Genomic DNA, 15628 nt, shown 5'->3' on the forward strand with positions numbered 1-15628 from the left:
AATTGTTAAACACAAATAACTCAAACAGATTCACAAAAAACTCAATAGTATTAGTGAAAAGATTCGTGTTATTTGTGTTTTAATTAACCGCAAACGGTTATTATTCAAATGTATTATTTCCGGGAAAATCTATTTCTGCGGAAATTTATCTCCTATCAAATTCAGTTTTATTCCATGTTCAAGATAGGCTTTACAGCCATCTAAAACGGTTGTGAAACCACCTGTATTGTCATTAACTGTCTTCAGCAGATCTTCTCCTTTTTGGGTAAAGCCATAGCTTTTAATGACTACAAACGTCCCTTTTTCCATCTTCCTGAACTCATAATCTACATGTGTTGAAGGATTCCCCCACTCTGTTTTGATCAGCTGGTTTGGAATAACCTCATTCACCTTTACATCGGATTTTACCCCATACATTTCCCATTCCCAGGTTACTGTTTTTCCTGCTTCCAATATTCCGGTAGATTTTGTAAACCAGAACTGAGTGGTAATTTCAGGATTGACAAATGCTTCGAAAACATCTTCAATGGGTTTTCTGATCAGCATTTGAGCTTCAACGTATACAGTAGAATTCATGATGGTATATTTTTTATCTAAAAAAATTAAGGCCTATTGCGGTAAGAACAGCCATGGTAAAGGTAAGAATACCAACCTGCTTTAAAAACTGGTCGAGCTCTTTAGGTTCTTTTACAGACATAATTCTTCTTCTTAATTTAGCAAAAGGAATGATCAGAATCATGACAATGAACACATAATAATTTTGTGACTGTATGAAACCGTTTATTGCTAAAAATATAAGAATAAGAATCAATGGAAGTTGCAGCAGGACCATTTCATAGATCATTGCATTTTTAAAACCAATCCTCAAAGCGAGACTGTTTTTTCCTGACAGCTTATCACTTTCAATATCTCTCATATTATTCAGGTTAAGGACCGCCATACTCATCATTCCAACTGCAGTTCCCGGCAGCAGAATATCCCAGCTGAACGTTTTTGTGAATAAAAAGTAGCTTCCGCATACGGAAACCAATCCAAAAAAGATAAATACGAAAAGGTCTCCCAATCCCATATATCCATAAGGTTTTTTCCCTACCGTATACCCAATAGCTGCTAAAATACTGGCCACACCCAATCCTATGAAAATATAAAATTCTTTCATGTATTGCGGTATGAAAGCTACATACAGCAAAGCTACCGTTGCTGCAAAAGACAATACTGAAAACAGGATTACCGCATTTTTCATCTGTTTTGCTGTAATTTTCCCGGATGCAACCGCTCTTGCCTCTGCTGAAGTACTTCTTTTTGCGTCAGTCCCTTTGATTCCGTCACCATAATCATTAGCGTAGTTGGATAAGATCTGATACAGCAATGTAACCAAAAGCGCCAATGCAAATATTTTCCAATCCCAGGTTCCGCCTTCACCCCAAAGTCTCCATTTCGCAATGAAAGCACCCATAATAATCCCGCTTAAAGAAAGCGGAAGCGTTCTTAGCCTTGCGGCTTTTATCCAGTCAGTCATAGTTTTGTACAATGTATGCTGTACAATGTAAAATGTAATGAGTACATTATGAAAAGTTTAATACTTCCTTTAATATACTTTGTACATTATACTTCGTACATATTACAATTTAAGATATCCATTTATTTTCTCCGAAGTCAGGTTTTCTTTTTTCTAAGAATGCGTTTCTTCCTTCCTGAGCTTCTTCCGTCATGTAAGCTAATCGGGTTGCTTCTCCTGCAAATACTTGTTGTCCTACCATTCCGTCATCGGTAAGGTTCATAGCAAACTTCAGCATTCTGATAGAAGTTGGAGATTTAGCTAAAATTTCCTGAGCCCATTCGTACGCTGTATCTTCTAATTCTGCATGAGGAATTACCGCATTGACCATTCCCATGTCCAACGCTTCCTGAGCTGAATAGTTTCGTCCTAAAAAGAAGATCTCACGGGCTTTTTTCTGACCTACCATTTTCGCCAGGTAAGCGGAACCATAACCACCATCAAAGCTGGTGACATCAGCATCCGTCTGTTTGAAAATCGCATGTTCTTTACTTGCTAATGTAAGGTCGCATACCACATGAAGTGAATGTCCACCTCCAACAGCCCAACCTGGTACGACCGCGATTACCACTTTTGGCATAAAGCGGATCAAACGCTGTACTTCCAGAATATTCAGACGATGTCTTCCATCTTCTCCTACATATCCCTGTTTTCCTCTGGCTTTTTGATCGCCTCCACTGCAGAAGGCCCAACCTCCGTCTTTAGGACTTGGTCCTTCTCCTGAAAGCAAAACAACGCCTATGGAAGAATCTTCAGAAGCGTCATAAAAAGCGTCATATAATTCTGAAGTTGTCTTGGGTCTGAATGCGTTACGGATTTCCGGTCTGTTGAAAGCAATTCTTGCTACACCATTGCATTTTTTATAGGTAATATCTTCGTATTCTTTGACGGTTTTCCACTCAATCATCTTGTAAAAATTTTTCTCAAAGATACGGAATTGCAAAGAATTTTTAAGGCGAAATTTGATGATAATCTCTACAAATATAGAGATCATTTCAGTCTAAAAACAAAAAGCCGGAACACTGATGCTCCGGCTTTTTTTATAGTTTAGTTATTGCTGTTATTTGGCAGCTTTTCCTTCAAGTTCGGCTAATTTAGCTTTCATTTCCAATGCTTTTGCCTGATTTTTAGTCACTACATAGATGTCTTTTAATGCAGAAACTGCATCTACACTGGTAGGAACTGCTTTATACCAGCTTTCAGCATATGGAAGAGCTTTGGCAAATCTCTCTCTTCTTCCGTCGATCAACTTAGTCGCTTCCTCCGGCTTATCTTTTCTTAAAGCATTAATCTGCTCAACAGTTTTTGAATCATCACCAATGATGGTAAATACTAAATTCTGATGTGCATTTGCGAAATCAGGTTTAATCTCTACTGCTTTTTTGAACGATTCTATAGCATCGTTCACGCTAGCAGGATCTTTAGACTGCATTACTCCCAGATTATACCAATTGGTAGCATCAGTAGGATTTTTTGCTAACTGCTCTTTCAAAGTGGCTACAAATTTCTCTGTATTTCCAGATTGGAAATACGCAGTGCTCTGAGCTTCTTTTAATTTTGCATTGTTAGGGAATTTAGCCAATCCTTTTTCAACGATAGCAACAGCTTCATTTCCTTTTTTTGCATTAAGAAGCAAAGTAGACAATGTTTCATACAAGTCCGGCTCTACGCTTGGAGTTTGTTCCGTTTTGAAATCTGTGTAATCAGGACTTTTTTTCATCAGGTCCCAAGTTGCTTTATCAAAAGGTTTTACTTCTCCAGTCTTCTTTTCTTTTGCAGTATAGGTAGTCTGCACCCCTGTGTATCCTGAATTAATTAAATCTGTATAGATTTTAATTGATTCGTCGCTGTTATTAGCCAGTGCATAGCTAAGACCAGCATAATACATATAGGTTTTATCGTCCTGACCACTTGTTTTCAACAAGTTGTAAACCTCCAAAAATTTAGGTGCTGCAGCTGCATAATTTTTTGAGTTATATGCGTCCATCGCCACTTTATTAGCACTTTGAAGCTGGGCATTCACATCTCCTTTCTGTCCAAAGACAAAAGCTGATGCTACAATAGCCATCCCTAAAATCAGTTTCTTCATAATAACTATTTTATATTAATTGTACAATTTATTCTTCGGAATCAGAATTTCCAGTTTCCCCGGTTGTATCTTCAGCATTGTTTTCTGCTTCAGTCTGAGGAGCTGTAGTATTTTCCTGATTATCAAGTGCAATTTCTACTCCTTCTTCACCTAGTTCAGTGTCATCTTCAACATCTTTATCCATTTCTACTTTTGCAATGGCTGCAATTTCGTCATTCTTCTTAAGGTTGATCATTTTCACACCCTGCGTATTTCTACCCATCACCCTCATTTCATCCATATTCATACGGATAGCCACTCCAGATTTGTTGATGATCATTAATCCGTCTTCATCCGTTACATTCTGGATAGCGATCAGATTTCCTGTTTTTTCGGTGATATTTAAAGTGATCACTCCTTTTCCTCCTCTGTTGGTAATTCTGTAATCTTCTACTGCTGTTCTCTTCCCGTATCCTTTTTCAGAAACTACAAGAACAGTTTCGTTCTCCACATCGTTCACAACAATCATACCAATAACCTCATCATTGTCTTCCATGGTAATACCACGAACTCCTATAGATCCTCTTCCTACTTCTCTTACTTTTTCTTCAGGGAAACGGATACATTTACCGTTTTTAGTAGCAATCATGATCTGAGAGGTTCCGTTGGTTAACCAAGCTCCTAATAACTGGTCATTATCACGGATTTCAATCGCGTTAATACCATTGACTCTCGGTCTTGAATAAGCTTCAAGAGATGTTTTTTTGATAGTCCCGTTTTTGGTAATCATCACCACACTCATCTGATTGATGTATTCAGAATCTTTTAAGTCGTTGGTTCTGATATAGGCTTTGATCTTGTCATCCGGCTCAATATTGATAAGGTTTTGCACCGCTCTTCCTTTGGCCGTTTTGGAACCTTCAGGAATTTCAAATACTCTCAGCCAGTAACATTTTCCTTTTTCTGTGAAGAACAGCATATACTGGTGGTTGGTTGCAGAAACAATATACTCCAGGAAATCTTCATCTCTGGTTGTTGCCGCTCTGTTTCCTACACCACCTCTGCTCTGAATTTTATATTCTGAAAGAGAAGTTCTCTTCACATATCCTGCATGAGAAATGGTAAGCACTACTGAATCATTCGGAATAATATCTTCAATAGACATTTCTCCTCCTGAGAAGTCGATTTCGGTTCTTCTTTCGTCACCGTATCTTTCTTTAATTTCAGCTAATTCTTCTTTAATAATCTGGAATCTTCTTTCTTCATTGGCAAGAATATCTTCTAAATTAAGAATCTCCTTCATGATCTCGTCGTACTCGTTACGGATCTTATCAAGTTCCATACCTGTTAAACGAGCCAAACGAAGGTCCAGAATTGCCTGTGCCTGGATTTCAGAAAGTTCAAACGCTTCGATCAATCCTTCTTTCGCTCCCTGTGGGTTGGCACTGTGACGGATAATCGAAATCGCTCTGTCTAATGAATCCTGAGAACCGATCACTTTCATGAAACCTTCTAAGATATGCGCTCTTTCTTTCGCTTTTTTAAGCTCAAACTGAGTTCTTCTTACGATAACAATATGTCTGTGCTCTACGAAATGGTGGATAATATCTTTCAGGTTTAACTGCTCGGGTCTTCCATGTACCAAAGCAATATTGTTCACACTGAACGATGTCTGAAGCGAAGTATATTTATATAATAAGTTAAGAACAACATTAGGAATTGCATCATGTTTTAATTCATACACAATACGAAGACCTTTTCTGTCCGACTCATCTCTTATTTCATAGATTCCGGTAAGTTTTTCGTCTTTTACCAGTTCTGCTGTTTTGGCGATCATTTCCGCCTTGTTTACCTGATAAGGAATTTCAGTAACGATAATGGCGCTTCTGTTTCCTATTTCTTCAAAGTTCACTTTAGCTCTTAAAACAACTCTTCCTCTACCGGTATGGAAAGCATCTCTTACCCCGTCATATCCATAGATAATCCCTCCTGTAGGAAAATCGGGAGCCGTGATATGCTGCATCAGCTCATCGATGGTAATATCTTTGTTATCAATATAGGCAGAAATTGCATCTATCGATTCAGATAGGTTGTGTGGGGCCATATTGGTAGCCATCCCTACTGCAATACCTGATGTTCCGTTTACCAGAAGATTAGGGATTTTTGTAGGCATCACGGTAGGCTCCGTTAAACTATCATCGAAGTTATTCTGAAAGTCAACCGTTTCTTTGTCTAAGTCTGAAAGTATATCATCAGATATTTTTTTCAATCTTGCTTCGGTATAACGCATTGCTGCAGGCGGGTCGCCGTCCATTGAACCAAAGTTACCCTGCCCGTCAACCTGAGGGTATCGTAAACTCCATGGCTGCGCCATTCTTACCATTGCATCATACACAGAGGAATCTCCATGCGGGTGATATTTACCCAAAACATCCCCAACAATTCTCGCAGATTTTAAATATTTCCTATTAGAAAAAACCCCTAATCCATACATACCGTAAAGTACTCTTCTATGAACGGGTTTCAAGCCATCTCTTACATCAGGTAGCGCTCTTGACACGATAACCGACATCGAATAATCGATATAAGATGACTTCATTTCATCAACAATGTTGATAGGAATCAGTCTTTCTCCTTCTTTTTGCATAAACAAATTTTATTATAATGATAGTCAGACTTTTAGCTGTGGGTCTGAAAATTATTTATTTTGTATTTTTATTAACGGGCTAATTTACGAAAATTTTGTCGATTTTTGCCCTAGAATTTATCCTAAAAATCTTAAAAATTCATAAAATATGAGCGTATTGAGTATAACTTTCCACTGCACGAAAAACAATATTGAAGAATGGGAAAATTATATTGATGAAACACTGGTTTTAATGACGGAAAACCTAATGGACGTCAGCAAATATATCCTATCGGAAGTCCACAGTGACTATATTGAAGACGGGAAAAATTATAACCTTCTGCTGATCTTCGACAATGAGGATCTCCGAACAGATTTTATTGAGAGTGAACTGGAAAATATTGCAGAAATCATTGAGAAAAAATTCGGACAGGAAATTATGATATTCAATACCTTCCTTAATCCGAAAAAAACCAGATTATAATTTTATTGAGACCAAGGTTTATTAAAGCCAAGTTCACATACAAGAAAAGCACTGAAATAATCAGTGCTTTTTTATTTATAATCTTACGACCACTACAGGTCTGCTTGAAACATACGGTCTTCTGTGATGGTAATATCTATGAGGCCTTACCGGTCTGTAATATCTTGGTTCGTAATAATGCCTTACAGGTCTATGGTATGTATAGGCAACAGGTCTGTAATGTGGTCTCGGTCCGTGATAATAATGTCTCGGTGGCCCATGGTGAGGGCGTCTTTGGACAGGTGATGCTTGATAATAAGCAAAAGAAAAAATAAGCAAGAAAAGTCCTAGTATTTTAGTCAGCATTTTCATGATTCAACTATTTTAAAATTACAATATAAAAACTTACAAGAGCAATGCCAATACTCTTTTTATTATTATGTTCTATTGAAATTTTATACTTTTTTATGATTTAATCCAATCTAAGAAATTATTTCGCTTCTTCTCTCATACATGATAAGATCTTTCCATACTCCATTTAATTTTGCAATTTTTTTTCGGGTTCCGACATTTCTAAACCCATTTTTCTGATGGAATTTAATAGATGCTTCATTTTCAGGAAAAACATTTGCCTGCAATGTCCAGAATCCATGGTCCTCGCTATCCAAAATCATCTTTTTAAGCAATACGGAACCCAAACCCCTGCCTTGATACTCGTTGTCGAAGTAAATGACCGCTTCCGCTACTCCTTTGAAACATTCTTTTTTGCTTACGGGTCTTAATGCACACCATCCCACTACTTCATTGTTTTCATTTTCCAACACCCATCTGCAGTCGTTAAAGTATTCCATATTCCAGGCTTCGCCGTTGGGGACTGCTGTATCAAATGTGGCAATTCCGCCGTCTATACCCTGCTGGAATATTTCCAGTACTTTGGCGGTATCGCTGGGAAGCATTTCTCTCAGTTCGTAGTTCATTGTATTTAATGGTATTTTCTTTTGTTTTTCCTTTTTATTCTTGAATAGTGGGTCTGCTTGCTCATTTCATCTTCGGAAACGACACTGATGTTTCCATCCACTTCCAGTACGGATAATTTTACACTTTCTATTTTTTCTATTCCGTGTTCCCTGATGGCTTCTTCTAATTCATCTCTGGTAATCTTCACTTCATTTAATGCCCGTTGGTCGATCACACCGTCTCTTACTAAAATTACAGGATCGGCTTCCATGAATGATCCAAAGGAACGGTTGGAAAACATTAATCTTTTTAATGTAAAATTAGCAGCAAAAAGTACTAAGGCTGCAATGATTCCGCCCTGGAGAGAAGTATCCGGGCCCACCATTGCATTTTGAACGGCATTGGAAATCAGAAGTAATAATACCACATCCCCGGCATTAAGCTGGGAAAGCTGGTTTTTACCAAACAGACGGATGGCAACCACCATAAAAAGGTAAACGCATAGGGAGCGTACAGCCACATCAAGAATAGAATTCACAGGAGTTTATTTATCTATTCAAATGTAGAAAATTTTATGAAGTATAGGGATAATTATTTTAAGCTTTCTATTTAAAGCGACATGAAACCTGAACCTTCAGCTGAGAAATTACACAACCTCATCTATAAGACCATTATTATATGAAATTTGCTTATTTTATATCAGATTCAGAATTAAAAAAAGCCGCCCGATAGGCAGCTTTACTTTTTTAAGGACATTGACCGATGGGAACTTCGCTGCATACTACCTGATTGATTCTTTCGCAGTATACACAATACTTTTTAGGCTGTCCGCCATACACTGATTTTAATGCCGTCTTGCTTAGTTTTGTTAAATTTTTCATATCGTTTTAATTTTGTAGGTTAAAGTTAAAACGAAAATATATACTTTTTATTACAGATTTCTGATTGAAATTTTCAGGATTTTCACTTGAAAATAATGATCTGTTTCAAATAGAAAAGAATCTGCTTTCACAAATTCTTTTCTTCTATTGATTTATTTTATATTATTCCAGTTCTCTCTTCAGGAACTTTCCTGTTAAACTTTTCTTAGACTTTACAATCTCTTCCGGTGTTCCCTGGGCAACGATCTGGCCGCCGTGTTTTCCGCCTTCAGGTCCAACGTCAATAATGTGGTCTGCCAGTTTGATCACATCCATATTATGTTCAATAATAATGAATGAATTTCCGAGTTCTACCAATTTATTAATAGCTTCCATCAAGATCTTTACGTCTTCGAAATGAAGCCCTGTGGTAGGTTCATCCAGAATATATAAAGTATTTCCGGTCTGTCTTTTTGCGAGTTCTGTCGCCAGCTTGATACGCTGTGCTTCTCCTCCGGATAATGTCGTCGACTGCTGTCCTAATGTAATATATCCTAATCCGACATCCTGTAATGTTTTTACTTTACTAAAGATCTTTGGAATCGGCTGGAAGAAATCCACGGCTTCATCAATCGTCATATCCAGTACATCGGAAATAGATTTCCCTTTGTAACGTACTTCCAGGGTTTCTCTGTTAAAACGTTTTCCATTGCAGGTTTCACAGTGAACATATACATCCGGAAGGAAGTTCATTTCAATCACTTTCAATCCTCCACCCTGGCAGGTTTCGCATCGTCCGCCTTTAACGTTGAAAGAGAATCTCCCCGGCTTGTATCCACGGATTTTACTTTCCGGCAATTCTGCAAAAAGATTTCTTATATCGGTAAACATTCCTGTGTAGGTGGCGGGATTGGAACGTGGTGTTCTTCCAATCGGAGTCTGGTCTACGTCTACAATTTTATCGATGTTTTCAAGACCTTCAATCTTTTTGTACGGAAGTGGTTCCTGAACCGCTCTGTAAAAATGTTTATTTAAGATCGGGTATAAAGTTCCATTGACCAGTGAAGATTTTCCGCTTCCTGAAATCCCGGTTACGACTACTAATTTTCCAAGTGGAATATCAAGGGTAACATTTTTAAGGTTATTTCCTGTTGCTCCTTTTAGTACTATACTTTTTCCGCTTCCTGCTCTTCTTTCTTCAGGAATAGCAATTTTTCTTTTTCCATTGATGTACTGCGCTGTGATGGTATCGGCATGCAGCAAGTCTGCAGGTTTTCCCTGCCACAGGATTTCACCGCCGAATTTTCCGGCTCTTGGACCAATATCCAAAACCTCATCAGCTTCCATGATCATATCTTTATCATGTTCTACGACTAAAACAGAGTTTCCGATATCTCTAAGGTTTTTCAATGAAGCGATAAGTCTTTCATTATCTCTTTGATGAAGTCCAATGCTTGGTTCATCCAGAATATACAATACGTTCACTAACTGTGATCCGATCTGTGTTGCCAAACGAATCCTCTGTGATTCTCCTCCTGAAAGTGTTTTTGAACTTCTGCTTAAACTCAGATAATCTAATCCTACATCCAGCAGGAACTGAAGGCGGGTTTCAATTTCCTTCAAGATTTCGTAGGCAATGATTTTATGTTTCTCTGAGAATTTGTCTTTTATCTCATGTAACCAGTCTTTAAGATCAGCCAGACTTAAGCCATTCACCTCAGCAATATTCTTTCCGTCAATTTTAAAACTTAAACTTGCAGACTGAAGACGGGCTCCGCCACATTCAGGACATGTTTCTTCTGTAGTAAAATGTCTTTCCAGCAGAATCGCTTCATAGGATTCTCTCTCTTCAATCATTTCTTCCATAAAAGGAATCAATCCATCAAAGCTGATTTTTATTTTCTTCGCAATGCCTGCGTATTTAAGATCTTTATTGAATTCTTTGTGACAGCCATGGTAGATATACTCCAGCGCTTCTTCCGGAATATCTTTAAAAGGCGTTGTCAATCCTAAACCAAAGATCTCAAGGATGCTTTTAATCTGTGCAAGGATCCATTTGTTGGATTTAATGTCTTCCAATGGCAATAAACCACCCTGATTAATAGATAATTTTGTATTTTCTACAAAATGATCGGTATTGATCTTCTTGATCGTTCCTAAACCTTTACAGTTTGGACAGCTTCCTTTCGGAGAGTTGAATGAGAATGTATTCGGTTCCGGTAATGCTAATGAGTGCCCGGTTTCAGCATCCATCAGGTTTTTTGAGAAATACTCGATCTCTGTGCCGCCTAACTTTTGAATTCCTATAATTCCCTCGCCCATCTCCATTGCCGTACGAAGCGATTTCTCCATTCTGTTCTCGGAAGCACTTTCTCCAATGATCCAGCGATCGATAACGATATCAATATCGTGGGTTTTATAACGGTCTAATTTCAGATCATATTCGATATCCTGAAGATCGCCGTCAATTCTTGCCTGTCCATATCCTTTTTTTGCCATCTGGACGAAAAGTTCATGATAGTGCCCTTTTCTGGAACGCACAACAGGCGCCATCAACATTATTTTTTCGCCTTTATAGTTTTCTTTAATGGTATCCAGGATCTGATCTTCTGTATAGCTTACCAGTTTTTTTCCTGTAGACAATGAATACGCATCTGAAACCCTTGCATATAAAAGACGCAGGTAATCATAGAGCTCAGTCACTGTTCCTACTGTAGAACGTGGATTTTTATTGGTAGTTTTCTGCTCGATGGCAATAACGGGTGAAAGTCCCTCGATTTTGTCTACATCAGGACGTTCAAGACCTCCCAGAAACTGTCGGGCATAGGCCGAGAATGTTTCAATATATCGGCGTTGCCCTTCTGCAAAGATTGTATCGAAAGCCAATGAAGATTTTCCGCTTCCGGACAAACCGGTAATTACCACCAGTTCATTGCGGGGAATTTTAACATTAATGTTCTTAAGATTATGCTCGCGAGCACCGTAAACTTCTATATATTCTCTTGATTCGCTCATAATGTAAGAGTGATCTTACCTGAAAATCACAATGTGCAAAATTACGGAATTTTATGGAATTTTTATAGTAAATGATCTTCTTAAAATAGGATTACTTTAAGACAAAACAGATGAGACTAGTCATTTACGTCTCTCCTTTCTTCCACTGGATAAGGAGCCATAATTTTTTTCTTACTTTTATGCTTTATTTAACTTACTGAATTTTCATCATTTGAATCGGGACAAAACAGCATGGACAGATTACGACAGCATATAGAAGAGATTACGCCATTGAGCAATGAAGAGTTTGACTATATAAAAAGTTTCTTTATTTTGAAAAAGGTCCGTAAAAATCAGTTTCTTGTTCATGAAGGAGATGAAGTGAAATTCGAATTTTTAGTGCTTGAAGGTATTTATAAAGTATTTTACCTGGATGCCAGCGGAAAAGAACATATTGTTCAATTTGCAAAAAAAGACTGGTGGATGACGGATTATATAGGCTTTTTTAAACAAAAGAATGCAACGATGTTTGTAGAATGCCTGCAAGAAGGGGAAGTTTTATGTCTTTCTCTGGAGGGAAGAGAAAAGTTAGCCTCGGAATTTCATACCATGGAACATTTCTTTAGAGTAAAGCTGACTAACGGTTTTATTGCTTTACAGCAAAGAATCACTTTTTTGCTTTCCAGTACTCCGCAGGAGCGTTACGAAGAGTTTTCAAAATTATATCCTGATCTCATGCTCCAGATTCCTAAAAAATATGTTGCAGAATATTTAGGAGTAAGCAGGGAAACGTTAAGCAGGCTGTATTCAAATAATAAATAAACGGGTGTGATTTCGATCACACTTTTTTTGTGACTTCAATCCTTCTCCCGGCGACCCGGCCCGTCATACATTTGCTCTATCAATTGAGAACATCCTCAAGAGAGTAACAAGAGTATTTAATTCATAAAAATTTAAGTCATGAAACCACGAGTATTAATTATTGTTTCCAATGCCCATTCAATAGGACCTAACAACAGAAGAACCGGAACTTTCCTGCCTGAGGTAGCCCATCCTTATGCTGAATTTCAGAAAGCAGGGTATAAGATAGATTTTGCAAGCTTAACCGGTGAAGTTCCTTATCTGGATGCCTTGAATTTAGCTAATGATCCGGATAATTTACAATTTTTAACGGGTCCCGGATGGGAAGATATGCAAAAAGCATCTTTGCTCTCTGAAATCAATGCAGATGAGTATGATGCCGTGTTCATCCCAGGAGGTCTAGCACCAATGGTGGATATGCCTGAAGCACCGCTTCTAAAGAAAGTTATTGCCCAGGTGTACGAAAACGATGGTGTTGTAGGAGCCGTATGTCATGGTCCCGTGTCATTTCTTAATGTAGTATTGAGTGATGGGACATATTTAGTGGAAGGTAAAAATATCACTTCATTTACGACAGAGGAAGAAGATCAATATGCAAGAGCTGATGTTCCTTTTGATCTGCAGGCGGCGCTTTCCAATCAGGGAGCTGTTTTTCATGCTGCGGAACCATGGTCTTCACACAGTATTGCCGATGGAAATATCGTAACCGGTCAAAATCCGGCTTCTGCTAAAGAGGTTGGTGAGAAAATGATTGCTGTTTTAGAAGCTAAAAAAGCTTAATCATATCTGATATTTATTAATTTTAAATAAAAAAGATGAGTCAAAAACCCGTTTATGTATACGCACAATGGCACGTAAAGGATGGTCATGTAGATACTGTGTTGGAATTATTGGAGCATGTTGCCGGTAAAACCTTACAGGAAGAAGGAAATTTATTTTACAAAGTACATCAAAATCAATCTGATAAAAATAATCTGATATTATTTGAAGGCTATTCAGATGCTGATGCTGTAGAAACACACCGTCATTCGCAGCATTATAAAAGCTTTGTATCAGAACAAATTATTCCTTTACTGGAAAAAAGAGAAGTGATTCTTATGGACCAGCTGATGTAAGGAAAGTTGCCCTTTTATTTTAATATTCCGAAAAACGTTGAGCTTATTTGTCTCAAAGTCTTTCGGAATATTTTTAGGTGGTTATATACCATTTTACCTCTAGTGTCATTCCGACGAAGGAGGAATCTCTTTCATAGATTAGATTCTTCATTTCACTTCGTTACATTCTGAATGACAGCAGAAATAAACAGACCAAAACATCAGGTGTAAAATTATATATTCTTACCTATTTTTATTTTATTTCTTATTTAAAAATCAACATCTTCATTGCTAACTTTTACAATGTATTCTATTCCGTCGATTGCTTTTAAAATAATCTGGTTTCGGAGGATGTTAGACATATTTTCCCAGTATACTCTTCCGTAGAAAGAATAATTCTGCGGGATGATCTCCACCTCAACAGTTCTTACAAAACCTTCTTTGGGTTTATTGCTGATCATGGTTCCTCTTCTTACCCTTACTTCTTTCAGTTCATCTTTCAGCACCATTCTGCAATAGTTTTTCACATCTTCCAGGGAAATGATCTTATCTCTCGTTGTTAATGCATATTTGTAAGCCTGAATGCTGTCTGTTCCTTTCTGCTCTTCGGCACCGCCAATGGTTTCGGTAAGGAGAATAACAGTCTGTGATTTCAGCTGGTTGGAAAGTTCCGTTCCGGGACGCATATGATTGGCTAAGGTGCAATGCGTGATCCAGAATGAAGCATAAGTGTGATCTGTTTTTTCTACAGGTTCCATGATGACGTAATTCAGTTCCTGCTTGATGGTTCTTTTAGCATTATTTACTTTTTGTACCATCGACTTCATTTTGTCCGACATTTCGCTGAGGATTCCTTTTACATTATCCCTGTTTAACAGAGAAAATGCAGCAATTTCATCTCTTGTCAGTTCCAGAACATTGGCGATCATATCCACCGCATTCCTGTTGGTGAAACGTTCCATGCCTCCTTTTCTTACTGTATACAAACCTTTCTTCAGATCATCTGATGGAGTGAAAGGAATTTCTGTATACTTTCTTCCTTCGCCGTCCTGAACCTCATCTACATATAAAAAATGTTCTCCTTCGTCTGTCACCAAAGGAATATTATTCCCCATAATATCTAAACTGTATTCTGTTTTTTTCCATCCTCTGTTGTACATCGGAAATGCATTAAGTACAAATGAAAAGTTATCCAGTATTTCAGCAGAAAACTGTGGCGGAAATTCGAAAGTAAGCCATAAGAACTTTTTGCCGTCAAGATATTTTGTGATCTCTTCTTTCTGTTCAAGAAAATCAAGGTTTTTCGGAAGCTTTCCTGGTTCGGAAAACAAACTGTTTGAAATTCCTGTGATCTCAATAAATTTATGGTGGTAAATGCTTTTAATATCTTCAATTACCTTATTTTGTATAGACTGCTCACGGAACATCTGTTCATAGCCTTCCGCCTGACTGTTTTTAACGTAAGACAAACCTTCTCTTACAAATAACGGATTTTCGTTACTGGACACCGTAATGTAAGGCAGCAGCTTATACACAAAGTCCAAATGCTCAAATGCAGGATTTGAACAAAATATACTTAAATATTTAGGGAAATTTTCATTGGTATATTTACTGACATCAATTCCAATCGTTACTTTTCTGTAATCTGCAGGCTGTCCCTGAAATCTTGAAATAGGAATTTTATTCAGCCTTTCATCGATACTGTAGCAAGTATTTCCTACAAACATCACAGAAGTCTGGGCTTTATTGATTCTTATATTTCCGATCGGTGTAAAAGGAATGTTTACCTGTTTATCAGATTCCGATTTTACCGTAGAGGTCATCTGTTTCCGGAAAAAAAATTCGGTATGCTCTAAAAGTACCTCGGAGGATTCATAAGGCTGGGTAAATGCTACAGCATGGGCGGGTACGGGATAAGTGTAAATTGATGGCGTAAGCAATTTTGCCAGTTTTTCTAAAATCCGGGCATTGACGGTCTGAATTTCGTTGTTGGCTTTAAAAACTTCAGTGCTGAATGCATCAATGAGTAATTTTACGAAAGGATCCAAAGACTGTGGACTTTTTAATCCCCAAACTTTGGTAGCATTCTGAAGCATTCTTGCTTTTACGGACTCTTTGGAATATATATTCTGATCTAAATTCATAAA

At 37.7% G+C, this 15628-nt stretch carries 15 protein-coding genes; 4 read left to right on the forward strand and 11 right to left on the reverse strand.

Annotated features, from left to right (window positions below; translation table 11 throughout):
- Window positions 1–129: 129 nt before the first annotated feature.
- The 5 genes from IW15_RS11380 to gyrA form a co-directional block, all read right to left on the reverse strand.
- Window positions 130–576 (reverse strand): SRPBCC family protein, encoded by a 447-nt coding sequence (locus IW15_RS11380; protein ID WP_034711378.1) that lies wholly within the window; start codon window positions 574–576, stop codon window positions 130–132.
- Window positions 577–589: 13 nt separating this feature from the next.
- The gene (menA, locus tag IW15_RS11385; RefSeq protein WP_034711379.1) at window positions 590–1519 is read right to left on the reverse strand and encodes a 1,4-dihydroxy-2-naphthoate octaprenyltransferase; all 930 of its coding nucleotides are present in this window, start codon (window positions 1517–1519) and stop codon (window positions 590–592) included.
- A 109-nt stretch (window positions 1520–1628) separates the two neighbouring features.
- A complete protein-coding gene (locus IW15_RS11390) occupies window positions 1629–2465 on the reverse strand; it encodes a 1,4-dihydroxy-2-naphthoyl-CoA synthase (RefSeq protein ID WP_034711881.1) in 837 nt (278 codons plus the stop codon).
- 153 nt (window positions 2466–2618) lie between these two features.
- On the reverse strand, window positions 2619–3647 hold the full coding sequence (locus IW15_RS11395; protein WP_034711380.1) for a tetratricopeptide repeat protein: 1029 nt from the start codon (window positions 3645–3647) through the stop codon (window positions 2619–2621).
- Window positions 3648–3675: 28 nt separating this feature from the next.
- On the reverse strand, window positions 3676–6273 hold the full coding sequence (gene gyrA, locus IW15_RS11400; RefSeq protein ID WP_034711381.1) for a DNA gyrase subunit A: 2598 nt from the start codon (window positions 6271–6273) through the stop codon (window positions 3676–3678).
- Window positions 6274–6421: 148 nt separating this feature from the next.
- On the opposite strand from gyrA, the gene IW15_RS11405 reads away from it, so the two are divergent.
- Window positions 6422–6736, forward strand: coding sequence for a DUF4286 family protein (locus IW15_RS11405; RefSeq protein WP_034711382.1), 315 nt, complete (start codon window positions 6422–6424; stop codon window positions 6734–6736).
- Window positions 6737–6811: 75 nt separating this feature from the next.
- Here the strand turns inward: IW15_RS11405 and IW15_RS22600 are convergent, their stop codons facing one another.
- From IW15_RS22600 to uvrA, 5 genes are all read right to left on the reverse strand, one after another.
- Window positions 6812–7087: a hypothetical protein gene (locus tag IW15_RS22600; RefSeq protein ID WP_131368546.1), complete on the reverse strand. Its 276-nt coding sequence runs from the start codon at window positions 7085–7087 to the stop codon at window positions 6812–6814.
- Between the two features lie 110 nt (window positions 7088–7197).
- Window positions 7198–7692, reverse strand: a complete 495-nt coding sequence (locus IW15_RS11415; protein ID WP_034711384.1) for a GNAT family N-acetyltransferase — start codon at window positions 7690–7692, stop codon at window positions 7198–7200.
- Between the two features lie 5 nt (window positions 7693–7697).
- On the reverse strand, window positions 7698–8210 hold the full coding sequence (locus IW15_RS11420) for a DUF421 domain-containing protein (protein WP_034711385.1): 513 nt from the start codon (window positions 8208–8210) through the stop codon (window positions 7698–7700).
- 208 nt (window positions 8211–8418) lie between these two features.
- Complete coding sequence (locus tag IW15_RS22335) at window positions 8419–8553, reverse strand: bacteriocin-like protein (protein WP_084681418.1); 135 nt, start codon at window positions 8551–8553, stop codon at window positions 8419–8421.
- Between the two features lie 162 nt (window positions 8554–8715).
- Complete coding sequence (uvrA, locus tag IW15_RS11425; RefSeq protein ID WP_034711386.1) at window positions 8716–11547, reverse strand: excinuclease ABC subunit UvrA; 2832 nt, start codon at window positions 11545–11547, stop codon at window positions 8716–8718.
- Window positions 11548–11778: 231 nt separating this feature from the next.
- Between uvrA and IW15_RS11430 the strand changes: the two genes are divergently transcribed.
- The 3 genes from IW15_RS11430 to IW15_RS11440 all read left to right on the forward strand — a co-directional run bounded on the left by IW15_RS11430 (window position 11779) and on the right by IW15_RS11440 (window position 13502).
- Window positions 11779–12348 (forward strand): Crp/Fnr family transcriptional regulator, encoded by a 570-nt coding sequence (locus tag IW15_RS11430; protein ID WP_034711387.1) that lies wholly within the window; start codon window positions 11779–11781, stop codon window positions 12346–12348.
- A 138-nt stretch (window positions 12349–12486) separates the two neighbouring features.
- Window positions 12487–13167, forward strand: coding sequence for a type 1 glutamine amidotransferase domain-containing protein (locus IW15_RS11435; protein ID WP_034711388.1), 681 nt, complete (start codon window positions 12487–12489; stop codon window positions 13165–13167).
- 35 nt (window positions 13168–13202) lie between these two features.
- Window positions 13203–13502 carry a putative quinol monooxygenase gene (locus IW15_RS11440; RefSeq protein ID WP_034711389.1) on the forward strand — a complete coding sequence of 100 codons (300 nt, stop codon included), beginning with the start codon at window positions 13203–13205 and terminating at the stop codon, window positions 13500–13502.
- 248 nt (window positions 13503–13750) lie between these two features.
- Here the strand turns inward: IW15_RS11440 and IW15_RS11445 are convergent, their stop codons facing one another.
- Entirely contained in the window at window positions 13751–15625 is a 1875-nt protein-coding gene (locus tag IW15_RS11445) for a type VI secretion system baseplate subunit TssF (RefSeq protein WP_034711390.1), read from the reverse strand.
- Window positions 15626–15628 lie beyond the last annotated feature (3 nt).

Source organism: Chryseobacterium soli (assembly GCF_000737705.1).
Classification (GTDB): domain Bacteria; phylum Bacteroidota; class Bacteroidia; order Flavobacteriales; family Weeksellaceae; genus Chryseobacterium; species Chryseobacterium soli.